The organism is Novosphingobium sp. 32-60-15 (genome assembly GCF_002280675.1).
In the GTDB taxonomy this organism is placed as follows: Bacteria; Pseudomonadota; Alphaproteobacteria; order Sphingomonadales; family Sphingomonadaceae; genus Novosphingobium.
Window position 1 is genome coordinate 43,291 of sequence record NZ_NCEN01000023.1, and the last position, 17,117, is coordinate 60,407.

General features: G+C 60.1%; 16 protein-coding genes. 6 read left to right on the top strand and 10 right to left on the bottom strand.

Annotated features, from left to right (window positions below):
• Positions 1–42: 42 nt before the first annotated feature.
• Positions 43–927 carry a dienelactone hydrolase family protein gene (locus tag B7Y89_RS14935; protein ID WP_292939293.1) on the top strand — a complete coding sequence of 295 codons (885 nt, stop codon included), beginning with the start codon at positions 43–45 and terminating at the stop codon, positions 925–927.
• A gap of 481 nt (positions 928–1,408) precedes the next feature.
• Here B7Y89_RS14935 and B7Y89_RS14940 read toward each other — a convergent pair whose 3' ends face one another.
• From B7Y89_RS14940 to B7Y89_RS14985, 10 genes are all read right to left on the bottom strand, one after another.
• On the bottom strand, positions 1,409–1,819 hold the full coding sequence (locus tag B7Y89_RS14940; RefSeq protein WP_292939294.1) for a CZB domain-containing protein: 411 nt from the start codon (positions 1,817–1,819) through the stop codon (positions 1,409–1,411).
• 937 nt (positions 1,820–2,756) lie between these two features.
• The gene (locus B7Y89_RS14945) at positions 2,757–3,674 is read right to left on the bottom strand and encodes an SDR family oxidoreductase (protein WP_292939295.1); all 918 of its coding nucleotides are present in this window, start codon (positions 3,672–3,674) and stop codon (positions 2,757–2,759) included.
• Positions 3,675–3,676: 2 nt separating this feature from the next.
• The gene (locus B7Y89_RS14950; protein ID WP_292939296.1) at positions 3,677–5,155 is read right to left on the bottom strand and encodes a carotenoid oxygenase family protein; all 1,479 of its coding nucleotides are present in this window, start codon (positions 5,153–5,155) and stop codon (positions 3,677–3,679) included.
• A gap of 57 nt (positions 5,156–5,212) precedes the next feature.
• Positions 5,213–6,004 (bottom strand): CmcJ/NvfI family oxidoreductase, encoded by a 792-nt coding sequence (locus B7Y89_RS14955; RefSeq protein ID WP_292939297.1) that lies wholly within the window; start codon positions 6,002–6,004, stop codon positions 5,213–5,215.
• Positions 6,005–6,044: 40 nt separating this feature from the next.
• Entirely contained in the window at positions 6,045–6,989 is a 945-nt protein-coding gene (locus B7Y89_RS14960) for a Gfo/Idh/MocA family oxidoreductase (protein WP_292939298.1), read from the bottom strand.
• A 137-nt stretch (positions 6,990–7,126) separates the two neighbouring features.
• Entirely contained in the window at positions 7,127–7,969 is an 843-nt protein-coding gene (locus B7Y89_RS14965) for a class III extradiol dioxygenase subunit beta (RefSeq protein ID WP_292939299.1), read from the bottom strand.
• Between the two features lies 1 nt (position 7,970).
• Entirely contained in the window at positions 7,971–8,390 is a 420-nt protein-coding gene (gene ligA / locus B7Y89_RS14970; RefSeq protein ID WP_292939300.1) for a protocatechuate 4,5-dioxygenase subunit alpha, read from the bottom strand.
• A complete protein-coding gene (locus B7Y89_RS14975; RefSeq protein ID WP_292939301.1) occupies positions 8,387–9,412 on the bottom strand; it encodes an amidohydrolase family protein in 1,026 nt (341 codons plus the stop codon). The genes ligA and B7Y89_RS14975 overlap by 4 nt, the downstream gene beginning before the upstream one ends.
• Complete coding sequence (locus B7Y89_RS14980; protein ID WP_292939302.1) at positions 9,409–10,320, bottom strand: NAD(P)-dependent oxidoreductase; 912 nt, start codon at positions 10,318–10,320, stop codon at positions 9,409–9,411. Before B7Y89_RS14980 ends, B7Y89_RS14975 begins: the two co-directional genes overlap by 4 nt.
• Positions 10,321–10,845: 525 nt before the next feature.
• Entirely contained in the window at positions 10,846–12,000 is a 1,155-nt protein-coding gene (locus B7Y89_RS14985; RefSeq protein WP_292939303.1) for a LysR family transcriptional regulator, read from the bottom strand.
• 105 nt (positions 12,001–12,105) lie between these two features.
• Between B7Y89_RS14985 and ligK the strand changes: the two genes are divergently transcribed.
• The 5 genes from ligK (at position 12,106) to B7Y89_RS15010 (ending at position 17,088) form a co-directional block, all read left to right on the top strand.
• The gene (ligK, locus tag B7Y89_RS14990) at positions 12,106–12,780 is read left to right on the top strand and encodes a 4-carboxy-4-hydroxy-2-oxoadipate aldolase/oxaloacetate decarboxylase (protein ID WP_292939304.1); all 675 of its coding nucleotides are present in this window, start codon (positions 12,106–12,108) and stop codon (positions 12,778–12,780) included.
• Entirely contained in the window at positions 12,773–13,831 is a 1,059-nt protein-coding gene (locus B7Y89_RS14995; protein ID WP_292939305.1) for a 4-oxalomesaconate tautomerase, read from the top strand. Before ligK ends, B7Y89_RS14995 begins: the two co-directional genes overlap by 8 nt.
• A gap of 116 nt (positions 13,832–13,947) precedes the next feature.
• On the top strand, positions 13,948–14,844 hold the full coding sequence (locus tag B7Y89_RS15000; RefSeq protein ID WP_292939306.1) for an amidohydrolase family protein: 897 nt from the start codon (positions 13,948–13,950) through the stop codon (positions 14,842–14,844).
• A 10-nt stretch (positions 14,845–14,854) separates the two neighbouring features.
• Complete coding sequence (locus tag B7Y89_RS15005; protein ID WP_366416299.1) at positions 14,855–15,013, top strand: YjbQ family protein; 159 nt, start codon at positions 14,855–14,857, stop codon at positions 15,011–15,013.
• A 188-nt stretch (positions 15,014–15,201) separates the two neighbouring features.
• Positions 15,202–17,088 carry a methyl-accepting chemotaxis protein gene (locus tag B7Y89_RS15010; RefSeq protein WP_292939307.1) on the top strand — a complete coding sequence of 629 codons (1,887 nt, stop codon included), beginning with the start codon at positions 15,202–15,204 and terminating at the stop codon, positions 17,086–17,088.
• Positions 17,089–17,117: the final 29 nt, after the last annotated feature.

Genomic DNA, 17,117 nt, shown 5'->3' on the forward strand with positions numbered 1-17,117 from the left:
CTATCGTGAGCGCCGGACGGATACCAAAGGAACGCCAAGCCCATGTGCGATGAGATGACCGAAGCCGAAAATGCCGCGTGGGCGCGTAACAAGGGCCTGAACCGCCGGGATTTCGCCACCATGGGCGCAAGTGCAGCGGCCTTGTCCATGCTTCCGGGCTGCACCACCGCCAGCGAGGCCAGCGGCCCTGTCACGATGAGCCGCACGGTGACGATCGACACGCCCGATGGCAAAGCCGATGCCTTCTTCGTCTATCCCTCAAAGGGCAAACATCCCGCCGTGATCATGTGGCCCGACATCGCTGGCTTGCGTGATGCCTATATCCGCATGGGCACGCGGCTGGCGACAGCGGGCTTTGCCGTGCTGGTGGTCAACCAGTATTACCGGTCAAGCCCTGCACCGATCATGGGTTCGCTCATGGAATGGCGCACACCCGAAGGCCGCGAAAAGCTGCAACCGATGATCGCCAAAATCTCGCCTGCAGGTACCATCGCCGATGCTGGCGCTTTCGTGGCCTGGCTCGATGGCCAAAAGGAAGTCGATACCAAAAAGCGCATCGGCTCATGCGGCTATTGCATGGGTGGCCCGTTCACCGTGCGCACCGCTTTTGCCAATCCGGCCCGCGTGGGTGCCGCAGCATCGTTCCACGGCGCAGGCCTTGCAGGCGATAGCCCCGACGCCCCCAGCAAGCTGATGGCAAAGACCAAGGCCGCCTACCTCATCGCCATCGCCAAAAACGATGATGAACGCGCGCCGGATGAAAAGACCGCCCTTCGCGCCGCCGCCGATGCCGCAGGCCGCCCCGCCGAAATCGAAGTCTACCCCGCCCAGCACGGCTGGTGCACCGTAGACGCCCCGGTCTACGACCGCGAACAGGCCGAAAAGGCCTGGGGCCGGATGCTGGCGCTCTTCGCGGCGAATTTGTGAGAATTGCCGCAGATCTAGGGTCAGGACCTATTAATCCCGCCTTCGAGGCGCCGGAATGGCGAACATATCGGACGGACAGGTGCGCCGGGAAGGCTGGTTGCCTTTCCAAGCACTTTGCCTCAAACCTCGAAGGCGGGATTAATAGGTCCTGACCCTAGTTCCCGCGCCTGAAAATCACGACACTATTGCGTCTCCCCGGGCTTGACCCGGGGTCCCACTTTGCTTTGCAGGGCATTATAAAAACACCAGCCCGCACAAAACACAAAGCCCCCGCGCCTCCCCTCTCTTCCCCGCGTCTCTGCGTGAAATCCCCTCAGTCAAAGATTTCACGCAGAGACGCAGAGAAGAAGCAGAGACGCTGGGGGACGTTAATGAAATTACAGTGATCGGTGCGAAAACGCCTAAACCAGCCGCCAGACCTATCGTCGCCCCGGGCTTGACCCGGGGGCCCGCTTCTTTGCAACATTGCACTAGCCAGGAATCACCCGGCTAGCGGTGTGCCCGTGCCCAAAGCGGAGCCGCGCAACAACTCGCCCTTCCACTTGGTCAGACCCATAACCAGCCGTTCCGATTTCTCGACATAAGGGCCGGTAAAGATCTGCTCGGCACCGGGCTGATTGCCCTTTTCCACATTTGCCAGAACATCGCCTGCAAGCTGGTGGAACTCTGCATGAAGACGGCGGATGACCTGATACGGCTTTCCGGGGCGCGTATCTGCATCAATCGTCTGGCCATAAAGCCACTTGCCGAACGCACACTTGTCATCGCAGCGCGCGGTGCTTGAATGGACGTCGCCAGCGCCCGAACTGATGGCCGTGCGCAGCCGCATTTTCCACATTCCATGCGCACCGATGGCATCGTTGATTTCTTTGATCATGTTCTGGGTGCGCATCCGCCTGGTCCTTACCGTTCTCTTCTGCGCCCCCAGTAGCCAACACAGATTTTGAAATTCGCATCAATCATGCTTTGCAAATGCGAAAATCCCCATACGAACTAATGCGGATAAGGCGTGTCGTTACACAACAAAAAGCCCCCTACTCTTCAGAAGAGGGGGTTGGGGGTGGTGGAGTTCAAGAACGATGGCCTGCAAAAACTTGCTCCCGCACGGCCACACAGTGTGCATCTCAAAGGTTCAAAGTTTTCACGCAGAGGCGCAGATAAGAAGCAGAGACGCGGAGGGCGTTAAAGCGGGATGACGTAAAACTCACTCAGATCTCCGTTCGTGTCGAGCGAAGTCGAGACACTTTGCGCGGTGTCTCGACTTCGCTCGACACGAACGGGACTTGTTTTGGATCAGTGTGAAATCATCACAATCTAAAGCAATTACAGTGACAAGTGCGAAAATCCCTAAACCAGCCACCCCGCCTCTCGTCGCCCCGGGCATGACCCGGGGTCAGGCTTTGCTTCGCAGGGCGCTATAAACACGCCAGGCCGCCCAAAAACAAAAAGCCTCCGCGTCTCTGCGTGAACCCGAAAGCCCCCCCTTAGAGCAAAACTTTTGACCCTGAGCCTCTTTGGTCATCGCCCCCATCGGCACCGTAAAGTCCAAATTCCGTCATGCTGAACTTGTTTCAGCATCCATTTCTCCCCACAAACCGCCGTGTGACTGGATGGATGGCCCCCGGATCAAGTCCGGGGTGACGAAGCAGGGGTAACGTATGTGGACGGGATACTCGCCAAACCAGTTCAGCATGACGAAAGTGCAAAAACCTTATGCAAATGGGATACCTGCCACTTTGTGTCAGGGGATTTCAGTCGCAGCGTGAAGGGTTTGCAAACCTGTCGTGCATTCAAACGCTATAATTCCCGCTGAGAAGCAAACGAACGCGTCACGCCCCCCGCAGCATCTCGACATTTTCTTCAATCATCTGCCGCACAGACCGCGCCGTGCGTCCTGTCAGGCGCTCCACATCATCGGTGCAAAGCTCCAGAAAGCCCTCGCGGATCGCCTGACCGAACGTCACCATATCATCGCTGTTCCACGGAATGCCGTTCACCTCGGCATCATCCACCGGACGGCGCGGGATGCCCATTGCGTCAAACATCGCATATTGGCCATCATCATCCAGCGAGACATATTCGAGCGGCTTTCCGGTAATTTCCGCCATCAGCGCGGTCACCTCGCGGAACGTCTGCAATTGCGGGCCGGTAATATTGTACGTCCGGTTCTCATGGCCCTCGCCTGAAAGCACCGCGACCGCGCTGGCAATGCAGTCATCGCGCCAGACCATCGCCTCGCGGCCCTCGCCCGCGTTGGAAAACCACTTGCCGGTCTGCATCACGCCAATGCCCGCCATCAGGATCATCGCATCGGCATAGTGCGCATCGCGCAGCATCGTCCACGCACAGCCGCTGGCCTTCATCAGCGCTTCGGTTTCAATGTGGTCGTGGCGCACTTCGGCAGGGTTGGCCGGATCATCAATACCGATAAAGCTGGTATAGACGATGTGCTGCACGCCCGCGCTTGCCGCAGCATCAATCGCCGCCTTATGCTGCACCACGCGCGCGCCCACGCGAGTGCCCGAAATCAGCAGCATTTTGTCCGCGCCCTGCACCGCCGCGGCCAGCGTTTCGGGCTTGTCGAAATCGCCATAGCGCACATCGCAGCCTTGGGCCGCGCGCTCGGCCAGCTTTTCCGGCTTGCGCGTGATCAGGATCAGGTCAGCCGCACGTCCTTGCGCAATCAACGCATCGGTCACGCCACGACCATAATTGCCCGAAGCGCCGGTGATGACGATCTTGCCCATGGTCAAAGGGCGTCAAGCTGCGCTTGCGGCACCCACCAACCGTGCACTTGCGGGCGCAACCGCGCGGGAATATGGACTTTGGCCACGGCCCCTGCGCCAATGTTGCCCGCGTCCACCACCCATGCCTCATGGACAAACTGGTTATCGCCAACCTGCTGATCCACAATGAACACCAGCCAGCCGTCTTTTGCAGGATCGGCAGCGGGCACATGGACCGGCTCGTTATACCCCGCCATCGGCGGCAGCGCCAACGCGCCCGACACTTGGGGGCCGGGCGTGTCCATCCCGTCCAGCCGCAGCAGCATGTTGAAGCTCACGCCTACCGGTCCTGCAAACAGCGGCGGCCCTTGCAGCGCGGGGTTCATCGAAAGCATGAAGCCGAACGGATAACGCCTGCCCTGAAACTTGGCTGGAATAACCGGAAAATCACCGGGCGGGCCGATGATCGTCTCGGTCACCTCGCCGCCCTCGCTGCGCGGGTCCACCGTCCAGCGGGTCAGCGCGCCCACCACGTCCTGCGGCCCCATGAAGATGCCCGAAGGTTCGCGGATGAACGCAAAGGCGTTGGTGTTGTTCAGGCATGCATCGAAGTGCAGCATGCCCTCTGCATCCTCCCACGCATTCATCATGTGGTACGAATGGCAGCCCTTCGGCCCCTTGAACCACTTGATCTCGCTCACATCACCATAGCGCGGCATTACCCCCAGCCATGAATCCAGCTCCGGCTCATGGTGCCAATGCTCCCCGCCGGCCTTCAGCCGGTCAAGGTCTGCCGTCGTCGGGTAAATCGGGAACAGCGCATAGTTCTCGCTAATCGTGAAGTCGTGCATCATCGCGCAATAGGGCGCATCGAACCACTGCTCGCTTTTCAGCGTGCCATCGGCTGCCACCACGCAATAGGCCACTTTGGCCGAAGCCTGCCCGTCAGCCTCATAGCCATAGAAGAACAGCTCTCCGGTCGCGGCATCGATCCGCACATGCGCCGTCATCGTCTCGCTCTTCAGCACGCCGCCAAAGTCATACGATCCGATCGTCTCCAGCGTGATCGGGTCCACCTGATAAGGCCGCCCGTCTTCCTTCGCCATCAACAGCCGCCCCGCGTGCCAAACCGGCGTCGTATTCGCCACGGTGCGGTCCACACCGCTCACGCTGGCGTCATCGGTAAACGGGTTGCGGTACTTGCCGAACAGCGCCTTGCCCGCAGCCTTCTCGGCCTTGTAGCGCGCGGTTTCGACGTACTTCTGCGCAAAGTCTGCGGTGCCATCGGCGTTGAACGAAAGGCGGCTCACCATCCCATCACCCGAAAGCGTATGATCGCTATCGAACATCGGTGCAAATGCGGGATCGGGCACCGCGCGATAGAAACTGCCGCTTAACTCGGCGGGCAGATCACCCTCGACTCGCAAGCCGCGCAATTCCACCTCTTGCCCGACCGGTTCGTTCAGGCCCTGAAAATAGATCGTCTGCGGAAACGCGCCCATAACCAAACCCTCACCCTAACTATTGTTACGATTGTTGTAGCGCATTTCCAACCGCGATCAAGCCCACCAATAGGCCGTCGCGCGCATTTCGATGCTCACCCGTGGCGGAGCGTCGGCCGGGCAATCGGGCATGTCAAATGCCACATGCGGCACATGGTGCGCGCGGCCCAAATCGCTGTCATTGGTCTTGAACAGGATCGCTTCGTCAATCGCCAGGTCGGGGAACCAGTGCCAGCGGTGCGCAGGGTTATGCGCCACCACCAGCCCTTCAAACGACCACTCCGGCTTGCCCGCCTCGTCAAACACCGCATCGGCGGCAATCAGATCATCGGCCACCACACTACGCGCATCGCACAGCGCCAGCGGCACATCCTGCGGAGGCGCAGAGATCGCGCGCCACACATTATAATGCGCCGACCGTGCATAGGCCCGCCCGCCCGCCCCGCGCCCCGAAAACTGCGCAGCGGTCCCGTCCGAAATGTCGACATGCGCAAACCGTGCGGGCATCGAATTGTTCAGCGTCCCTGCCTTGCCCGACCGTTCGGAAAAGCGCAGCAGCCCCGGCGCACCCACATGGACGAAATCCGCCCCCGTCACCGCCTGCACCAGTTCCTCGATCTCGCGCATATGCACCCGCGCCACCTCTTCGCGGTCCGCAAAATCGGCAACGGCGCTGGTGTGGCGGACAAGCTGGAAGCCCTCGCGGTCAATCTCCACTCCTGCCGCACGCGCATCGTGCATCGGCATGGCAACAGGCGCAATATCCACCTCGTCCCGCTCATGCGCATTGGCATAATAGCGGGGCCGTGCAAACATGCGGCCCGAATAGGCGATAAGGGCTTCCATCATCCTCTCCCGTTGCGGCCTGCTTGGCGCAGGTCCTGCAAATTCACCCCGCCGCCAGTTGCTTCTCCAGCTCGCCCAGCACGCGATAGCAATCCAGCACTTGCGCCACCGAACTGTTCGGCTCACGCCCTTCGCGGATCGCGGCGATGAACTCGCGGTCCTGCAATTCGATGCCATTCATGCTGACGTCCACTTTGGAAACGTCGATCGGCTCTTCCTTGCCATTCACCAGATCGTCATAGCGCGCGATATAAGTCGCCGTATCGCCGATATAGCGGAAAAACGTGCCCAGCGGCCCGTCGTTGTTGAACGAAAGCGACAGCGTGCAAATCGCGCCCGTCTCGCTCTTCAACTGGATCGACATGTCCATCGCAATGCCCAGTTCCGGATGAATCGGGCCTTCCACCGCATTGGCCTTCACGATCTTGCCCGCCTGATAGGCGAACAGATCAACCGTATGCGCCGCATGGTGCCACAGCAGATGGTCGGTCCATGACCGCGCCTCGCCCTTGGCGTTCATGTTCTTGCGGCGAAAAAAGTACGTCTGCACATCCATCTGCTGGATGTTGAACTCACCGCCCGTAATCTTGTTGTGCACATATTGGTGCGAAGGATTGAAGCGGCGCGTGTGGCCAACCATGCACACCTTGCCGGTCTCTTGTTGCACCCGCAGCACTTCTTCTGAATCCGCCCAGCTATCGGCCAGCGGAATTTCCACCTGCACATGCTTGCCAGCCTTCATGCAGGCAATTGCTTGCGCTGCATGCATCTGCGTTGGCGTACACAGGATCACCGCGTCCACATCATCGCGCGCCAAAGCCTCTTCCAGCTCTGTGCCGGAATGCTTCGCGCCGTATTTTTCGGCCACGGCTGCGGCCTGTTCCGCACGGCGGCTGATGATCGAGGTAATCTCGACCCCGTCGATGTTCTTCAAACCGTCAAGATGCTTTTCGCCAAAGGCACCAGCACCGGCAAGAGCAATACGCATACGTGACTCCCTCTCCCCTTCAGGGGAGAGGGCCGGGGAGAGGGGGAGTCTCGCACCAGCCCATGTCGTGAGGAACGATAAAGAGAGCTCCCCTCTCCCAACCCTCTTCCCTCAAGGGGAAAGGGCAATTCACAAAATCAATCCACCGGTTCCAGCACAATGTGCCCGATGGCGGTGTTGCTGCATGGAATATGGTAATGCCGGTTCAGCCGCTTCACCTTGCGGCCCAGCGCCCCGCGCATGATCAGCCACATCACCATTTCGATGCCTTCACTGCCGGTTTCGCGCAGATATTCGATGTGAGGGATAAACCGCACCGCATCGTCATCGGATTCCAGCATATCCAAAAACTTGTTGTCCCACTCGCGGTTCAGCAATCCGGCGCGCGGCCCCTGCAACTGGTGGCTCATGCCGCCAGTACCCCAGATCTGCACGTTCAGGTCTTCGGGGAAGCTTTCCACCGCGCGGGCAATCGCCTCGCCCAGCGCCCAGCAACGGTTGCCCGATGGCACCGGATAAGTCACCACGTTAACCGCCAGCGGCACAACCTTGCACGGCCATGCTTCGGGCTGGCCGAACATCATCGAAAGCGGCACGGTCAATCCGTGGTCCACGTCCATTTCGTTGATGATCGTCATGTCGAAATCATCAAGGATCAGGCTCTGCGCGATGTGCCAGGCAAGGTCCGCATGGCCTTCCACGTCGGGCACAGGGCGCGGTCCCCAGCCTTCATCGGCAGATTTGTAACGCTCGCCACAACCGATCGCAAAAGTCGGGATGATGTTCGCATCAAATGCCGATGCATGGTCGTTATAGACCAGAATCACCACATCGGGCTTCTGCTGCTTTTCCCATTCGCGGGTCCAGTCATAGCCTGCAAAGATCGGGCCGAAGTAATCGTCGCGGCTCTTGCCCTGATCCACGGCAACACCCAGCAGCGGAACGTGGCTGGAACCAACGCCAGCGGTAATCTTGGCCATCTCAATAGCCTCCTTTGATGGATCGATTGCCTTGGGGCGTACGGCCACCATCCAGCATCATCTGCCGATATTCCGGCCATGTCATGTCGGTCATCGTGCTCACCGCCTCGGCAAAGGGAATGCCGTCGGATGAAAACAGCTTTGAAAGGAAGTACACATTCCCGCCAAGGTCCAGCAGCGTGTTGTAATCACGCGCCATCAAGGCCTGCTTGGCCGCCTCGGAAATATTCCACTCGTCCAGATAAGCGCGTTCATCAGCCTTGAACCGCGCACGGTTCTCGGCCTTCATCAGGCTCATCGCAAACTGGTTGATCCAGTATCCCTTGCGCGCGCGGGCAGCGGTGTAAATCCGCGTTCCGGGAATATCGTCCAGTTCGGCAAGGTATTCGTGAATGTTCTGTTTTGGCGTTGCTTCGCTCACAGGCCCCTCTCCTTCAGCTTGGCATCAAGGCGCGGGAACACCCGGCGGGCATTGCCCTCGAAAATCGCGTGGCGTTCGGCGTCAGAAATATCCAGCGCGTCGACATACCGCTTGGTATCATCGAAATAGAAGCCGGTCGTCGGATCGATCCCGCGCACCGCACCCACCATTTCGCTGCCGAACAGGATGTTCTTGTTCTCGATCACATCGGCCAGCAAATTGATCCCCGGCTGATGATAAACACACGTATCGAAATAGACGTTGTTCATCAAATGGCCTGAAAGATCGGGCTTTTTCAGCATATCGGCCAGGCCGCGATAACGCCCCCAATGGTAAGGCACCGCGCCGCCGCCATGCGGAATGATGAACCGCAGTGTCGGGAACTTGCTGAAAAGATCGCCTTCCAGCAATTGCATGAAGGCAATCGTATCGGCCGCAATATAATAGCCTCCGGTCGCATGCATTGCCGGATTGCACGATCCCGAAACGTGGATCATCGCCGGAACGTCGAGTTCCACCATCTTTTCATAGAACGGGAACCAGTATTCGTCCGTCAGCGGCGGATGGGTAAAACGCCCGCCACCCGGATCAGGGTTCAGGTTGCACCCGATAAAGCCCAGTTCCTTCACGCACCGCTCAAGCTCCACGATGGAACTTGCCATATCGGCTTCGGGCGATTGCGGCAGCATGCAAACGCCTGCGAAAATATCAGGATAAAGCCCGACAACCCGCGCAATCAGATCATTGCACACTTGCGCCCACTTTACCGCAACCGTCTGGTCGCCCACATGCGGGGCCATCGCCGATGCGCGTGGCGAAAAGATCGTCATATCCGCGCCGCGCTCTTTCAACAGCCGCAACTGGTTTGACTCAATCGTTTCGCGGATTTCGTCGTCCGAAATATCCGGATATGGCGGGCATTCGGTCCCCGCCTTGAACGCCGCCTTCTGCTTCTCGCGCCATTCATCATGCGCCTTTGGCAGCACCGTATAATGGCCGTGGCAGTCGATGATCATCGTCATTCGCTCATAGCTCCAATCCCAACCTGAATCCCGTTCGCGCCAACCGCCGCACCGCCGTTCGTGTCGAGCGAAGTCGAGACACCAAGCGCCGCCACCTCAACTTTACCCGCCCCGAACGGAATGGTTTTTCCCGCTTGCTCACGCTGCCGCAGCACAGTCCCGCTGGTCATCACCGGCTCAATCCCAAGCCCGATCAATGTCTTGACCGATTCTTCCATCTCCGCCGCGCGCCGCAACCCATGCGTCGTCATCCGCTCGACATTATATTCGGCGCGCACAAACCAGCTATCGTTCTTCTCGCTGGCATCCAGCGATGACAGCACCTCATCCACCACACCGGCCTTCGTCGCCGCCAGCATCATTTCCGCCGTCAGCGCCTCTACCCCTTTGACCATGATCGAACGGATCATCTTGATCGCACTGGCGCGGCCAATCTCGTCACCAACAACACGCACTTTGGCAAAGCCCGCCGCGCGCAGCATCGCTTCGGCAACAGCGGCATGTTCGCCCGAAACCAGCAGCGGCACATTCATCCGCGCCGGATTGACCGGCGCCAGCACCGCCACATCGACATAGCGCCCGCCAGCCGCTGCAATCACCCGCGCCGCCGCGCGCTTGGTATCGGGCGCAACCGAATTCATGTCGCACCAGACCGCACCCGGCTTCAGCAATTCGGCATAGTCCTGCGCTGCGGGCAAGGCAGCATCAGCTGTCACCAGACACAGCACCAGATCGGCATCGGAAAGCGCGCATTCCGCCGAGGCACAAGCCACCACGCCTGCCTCTTCCATGCCCAAGCGCCGCGCAGGATTGATATCAAACGCCAAAGCCGCCGCTTCCCAGCCCGCCGCTTTGGCAAAAGTCGATCCGGCCTCACCGAACCCGATCAAGGCAATTGTGCGTTCCATAAAGCCCGTCCTGCGTCCCCAACCCCGCCCCCGCAAATGCAAACACCGCCCACGCCATAATTTTTTGCAAAGCTTGGTGGAAGGGGGCCGAGCTTTTCATCTCTATTGTTTGCACCCGCTGCCCCGATTGCGTCACCTCGAACTTGTTTGGCAACCATCCCCTTTGGCAAGGCACATCCTTAAGCTCGTCACCCCGGACTTGATCCGGGGTCTATCTAGCCATCAAGACCGACAGTGCTTGTTGAGAGATAGACCCCGGATCAAGTCCGGGGTGACGGAACTGGGACAGCATATCCAAACGGGAAAGACGCCAACCGCTTTCAGGTTTCACGCATAGGCGCGCAGAAGAAGGAGAGACGCCGAGATGTATCGCGGGCCGCAAGACCTCCCAAAAATCCAACCTCGCACCAGCCGCAACGACCCGAACCAAAAGGCGGCTCCACCGCCAAACACACTCCCTCCGCGTCTGCACTTCTTCTCCGCTCCTCTGCGCGAAACCCCTTCCTTAATCCAAAGCCTGCAAAATCAACCAAACCCCTCCCCCGCGACCTGCCGCAACAATGCCACAAAAGCCTCCTGCGGGCCCGTAGGCCGCCACCCCTCACGCGAAGTAACGCCGATAGTCCGCTTCACCGGCACAGGCGTAGGTCGCGCCGCCAGCACCCCGGCCTGCAACTCCACCGCCAGTTGCGCCGCCGAAAGCAGCGTCAAAGCGTCAGACCCCAGCAGCAATTGCCGCACGGTCAGCACCGATCCGCATTCAATCGAAACATGCGGCGGCTCGGCCCCTGCCGCCCGCATCATGTCCTCCCAATATTGCCGCAGCGGCGTATCGCGCGCGGGTAAAATCCACGGATACCGCGCCAGCAACGCCCCCGTGATCGCGCTCTCCTCCAGCAACGGATGCCCCGCCCGCATCACCAAGGCAGGCTGGTCCTCGAACACCGCCTCCTGCTGCAAATCGTCCAGCACCGCCGCCTCGCGCAATGCGCCCAGCATCAGGTCAATCTCGCCATCGCGCAAAGGCCCTGCCAGTTCGGAATGGCTGCCCTCAACCACCGCCACATCCACACCGGGATGCGCCTTTGCAAAGCGCAAGATTGTCTCCGGCAGCCAGCGCGCGCGGCTCAGCGGCATTGCTCCCACCACAATCCGCCCCGCAGCCTTGCCCTGCCACGCCGCCACTTCGGCAAAACCGCTGCGCAATTCGGCCATCGCCAGGCCAAACCCGCGCGCGCGGCGCTCTCCGGCGGGTGTCAGCATGATCGATCGCCCTCGCCGGTCCACCAGCCGCTGCCCCAGCGCTACTGACAAATCCGCCACCGCGCGGTGCAATGATGCCGATGAAAGCCCCGTCGCCTCTGCCGCAACGGCATAAGATCCCGCCCGCGCCAGCGCCAGAAACGCGCGCACTTGCGTGCCTGTCACACGCGGGCTGCCCACCTGCGCAATCGCAGCTTCGGCACGCGGTGCAAACAGCAGCGCCGGTTCGGTCGGCGTCATCCCCGCAGGCCCGCGCTCAAACAGCGCACAGCCAAGGTCCGCCTCCAGCCGCGCAATCGCCTGCGTCAGCGCAGGCTGCGTCAGATTCACCGCCCGCGAAGCCCGCGTAACGCTGCCGTGGCGCACCGTCGCGGCAAAGGCGGCAATGTGGCGGATGTTGATCGCAGATTCAGCCATAGCCCAAGACTTAGCATTTCCTTATGGGAAAGTGCAAACATTGCATTGGCTGGCAAAGACCTCCCCCCGCATGTGTTTCATCAACTAAAGCTCAAGGAACCGAACATGTCAGGCATCGTCGTCCAAAACATCGAACGCGCCGATCAAGCCGTGATCGACGGCCTCGCCGCCTGCGGCGTCGCCACGGTCCACGAAGCGCAGAACCGCACCGGCCTCCTCGCCAGCTACATGCGCCCGATCTACACCGGCGCCCGCATCGCCGGCAGCGCGGTTACAATCAGCGCGGCTCCGGGCGATAACTGGATGGTTCACGTCGCCATCGAACAATTGAAGCCCAGCGACATCCTCGTCCTCGCCCCCACCTCCCCATGCGAAGACGGCTACTTCGGCGACCTGCTCGCCACATCGGCCCAGGCCCGAGAATGCCGGGGCCTCGTCATCGACGCCGGTGTGCGCGATGTCCGCGATCTTACCGAAATGCAGTTCCCCGTCTGGTCCAAGGCCGTCTACGCTCAAGGCACCGTCAAGAACACGCTCGGCAGCGTCAACGTCCCCATCATCTGCGCCAATGCGCTGGTAAACCCCGGCGATGTGATCGTGGCCGATGACGATGGCGTCTGCGTTGTCCCGCGTGAAAAGGCCGCCGAAGTCCTCGCCGCCGCCCAGGCCCGCGAAGCCAACGAAGGCGAAAAGCGCGCCAAACTTGCCGCAGGCGTATTGGGCCTCGACATGTACAAGATGCGCGAACGGCTTGAGAAGGAAGGCCTCAAGTATGTCTGATTTCTCCGCCCCCTGCATGTGGATGCGCGGCGGCACGTCCAAGGGCGGATACTTCCTGAAAGACGATCTGCCCGCAGATACCGCCGCCCGCGACGCCTTCCTGCTTGGCATGATGGGCAGCCCCGATCCCGTCCAGATTGATGGTATGGGCGGTGCCGATCCGCTGACCAGCAAAGTCGCGGTCGTCTCGAAATCCACCCGCGAAGGGATCGATGTCGATTACCTGTTCCTGCAAGTCTTCGTCGATCAGGCCATCGTCACCGACGCGCAGAACTGCGGCAACATCCTGGCAGGCGTCGGCCCCTTCGCCATTGAACGCGGATTGGTGGCGGCCACCGGCGATGAAACCCGCGTGGCTATCTTCATGGAAAACACAGGCCAGGTCGCCGTCGCCACGGTTGCAACGCCCGGCGGCAAGGTGAAATATCATGGTGACGCCGCGATTGATGGCGTGCCGGGCCGTCATGCGCCAGTCCCGCTGGAGTTCCGCGATACCGCCGGATCATCGTGCGGCGCGCTGCTGCCCACCGGCAATGCGGTGGATGTGGTGAACGGCGTGGCCGTCACCCTGATCGACAATGGCATGCCCTGCGTGGTGATGAAGGCCGCAGACCTTGGTATCACCGGCTATGAAGACCGCGATTGGCTGGACAATGCCACTGACCTGAAAGCACAGATCGAAGCGATCCGCCTGATCGTCGGCCCGATGATGAATCTGGGCGATGTGAAAGACAAATCGGTGCCCAAGATGATGCTGGTTGCCCCGCCCAAGCACGGCGGCGCAGTCACCGTGCGCAGCTTCATCCCGCACCGCGCCCACGCCACTATCGGCGTGCTGGGCGCAGTCAGCGTGGCGACGGCCTGCCTGATTGCGGGATCGCCAGCGGCGGAAGTGGCGCAAGTTCCCGAGGGCCAGCGCAAGCTTCTCTCGGTCGAACACCCCACCGGCGAGATGAGCTGCGTGCTGGAAGTGGATGATAGCGGTGAGGTCGTCAGCGCCGCCTTGCTGCGTACCGCGCGCAAGCTGATGGATGGCGTGGTGTTTGGCTGATGTCATGCAGCATGCTTCGACAAGCTCAGCATGAGCGGCGTTTGGATTTCTGTTTCAAAAAATGATCCGCTCGTCCTGAGCTTGTCGAAGGACCTTTGCGCGACGAAAGGATTACCATGACCAACCAAGCTTCTGGCCGCATCATCAGCTGGCACTCCAATCCGTCAAAGCCGCGCTATGTGCCGCCCGCAGGCGCGGTTGATGCACATTGTCACGTGTTCGGGCCGATGGCGCAATTCCCGTTCAGCGCGAAGGCCAAGTACCTGCCGCAGGATGCCGGGCCGGACATGCTTTTTGCGCTGCGCGATCATCTGGGTTTCGACAAGAACGTGATCGTGCAGGCAAGCTGCCACGGCACTGACAACGCCGCCACGCTGGATGCCATCGCCAAGTCCAATGGCCGTGCGCGCGGCGTGGCGGTGGTTGATCCGGCGATCTCGGAAGACGAACTGCACGCCATGCACGCTGGCGGCATTCGCGGCATCCGCTTCAATTTCCTCAAGCGCCTTGTCGATGATGCGCCCAAGGACAAGTTCCTTGAAGTGGCACAACGCCTGCCCAAAGGCTGGCACGTCGTGATCTATTTCGAAGCCGACATTCTGGAAGAACTGCGCCCGTTCATGGATGCAATCCCCGTGCCGCTGGTGATAGATCACATGGGACGTCCCGATGTGCGCCAAGGGCCGGACGGTGCTGACATGAAAGCGTTTCGTGCCTTCCTGAATGCCCGCGACGATATCTGGTTCAAGGCAACCTGCTCCGACCGGTTGGACGCCATCAAAGAGGGTGGCGCAGGCGATCCGTGGAACGCCTTTGCCGATGCAGTTGCGCCGCTGGTGGCCGATTATCAGGACCGCGTGCTGTGGGGCACGGATTGGCCGCACCCCAACATGGACACCGAAATTCCGGATGACGGGCACCTGGTCGACATGATCCCGCGCATTGCGCCAACAGCAGAGTTGCAGCGCAAGTTGCTGATCGATAACCCGATGAAATTGTATTGGGCTGACTAATGGGGTGTTAATGCCCGCGCAGCTCAAATCAATCCTGACCGGGGTGACCCTTTCGATACCGGTTACCGGCGCAAAACCTGCGCTTGGCACATGGCAGGGTATCACCATTTGCGAACATCGCCGCGCCACGCACCAGCGGCAAATCACCCTGCATCTTATCGGAGATTGACGCGCCGTTTACTATGTAAAGCGCGGTTACTTTGGGCAATTCCGCGGCTCAAGCGGTAGTGCAACCATAATTTCCGGTTAAAATTCGTTGCATTGGTGTGCGCGGCAATACGGGTACGCAACCTTACGCAAGATTCCAGTTCCCCCGCTACGAGAGGCATAGCGCCGACCGGCTCTCGGGGAGTAACAATGTTCAAATTCAACATTTCAGCCAAATTCATTGCTGCCTTCGCGCTCTTGCTGGCGGTGATGGGCGGGATGGGATTGTTCGCCATCTCGAAGATTGGTGAGGTCAACGCGATTGCCGCCGAACAACGTGACCGCTGGATCCCTGCAGCCGGCACTTTGGGCGACATTCATGCATACACCTCGCAATACCGCCTGAAACAAGATGACATGTTCGACGCGACAACGCCTGAAGGCACCGCGCGCGGCCAAAAAATGCTCAAAAATGCGCGGATGGTCATCGATGGCGGGTTGGCTGATTATGAAAAGCTGACGATCACGGCCGAGCAAAAAGCCGCCGTCACTGCCATTCGTGATGCCTGGGGCGCTGTCATCCAGCAGGATGACCAGATGCAAGGGCTAGCCTTGGCAGGCAACTCTGCCGGTGCACAGGCCATTCACGATTCAGACGCTCTCGAATCATTCTATGCGCTCGAAGATGCCATTCTGGGTGCCATCGAAATCAATCAGAAGGCATCCGATGCGGTCGCTGCGCAAAGCGAACAAATCTATGCTTCAGCGCGCAAATTCACGCTGGCCGCCATTGGATTTGGCCTGATCACGGCGCTCGCTTTGCTTGCACTTTTCATGCGCGACATTGCACGTCCGGTCATGCGCATGGCTGAATCTGTTGGCAGCCTGATTGGCGGTAATCATGCAGTGGTCGTCCCTGGCCTTGGCCGCACCGACGAACTGGGCCAGCTTGCCCGCGCGCTTGACCAATTCCGCGATGTGTTCGCCTCAGACCACGCCCGCGCAGAGGCCGAAAACGCTCTCGCCCGTGAAACGCAAGTGACGATTGACACGATTGGCGAAGGCCTGACGGCTTTGGCTGAAGGCAAGCTCACACATCGCGTGCCCGAAAACGGCAGTGGCGCATTGGCGAAGCTGCATGTCGACTACAATGCAGCAGTCACCTCGCTCGAACGCGTCCTCAGCAAAATTGCCGATGGCTGCAATACGATCAAACTGGGTACAGATGAAATTGCCAGCGCGGCAACCGACCTTTCGCTGCGCACAGAACAGCAGGCCAATTCACTGGCGGAAACGTCGCGTACTTTGGGTGAATTCACCACATCGGTACGTACAACGGCTGAAAACGTGCAGCAGACCAGTTCACGATTGACCGTGGCGCGCAGCACCGCCGAAGGTGTGGGCGACACGGCCAACCGCGCGGTCGCCGCCATGCGCAGCATCGAAAGCAGCTCTCGTGAAATGGCCGAAATCGTCGGCGTAATTGACGGCATCGCCTTCCAGACCAACCTGTTGGCGCTGAACGCAGGCGTCGAAGCGGCGCGTGCTGGCGATGCGGGCAAAGGTTTTGCTGTGGTTGCCACCGAAGTGCGGGCACTGGCGCAGCGGTCATCCGATGCTGCCAAATCAATCCGTGGGCTGATCAGCAAAAGCACCGATGAGGTTAGCGGCGGTGTTGCCCTGGTCGAATCCAGCGGCGAGGCCCTGCGCCAGATCGTGGCTGAGGTGAGCGCTGTATCGACTTTGGTCGAACAGATTGCCGAAGCTGCGGGCCAACAAGCGGCGGGCATTGCAGACATTTCGGCAATGGTCGGATCGATGGACGCCTTTACCCAGCAAAACGCTGCGATGGTTGAGGAAAGTTCCGCAGGGACGCGCAATCTGGCGACCGAGACTGTGGCGCTGGTTGAGCAATTGGGCCGGTTCCAGTTGAGCGGCAGTACGAACCGTTTCACCCCCGAGCGGCAGCCGATGCACCAGGCGGCTGCGACATATGCACCACCTGCTGAGGCTTATCGTCCAGCACAATCCCACGCTCCGATGGTCGTCGGAAACACCGCGCTGAAGGCCGATGTTGATGATTGGGATGAATTTTGACGCAACCTTACGCTTTCTCAAGCTGAAAT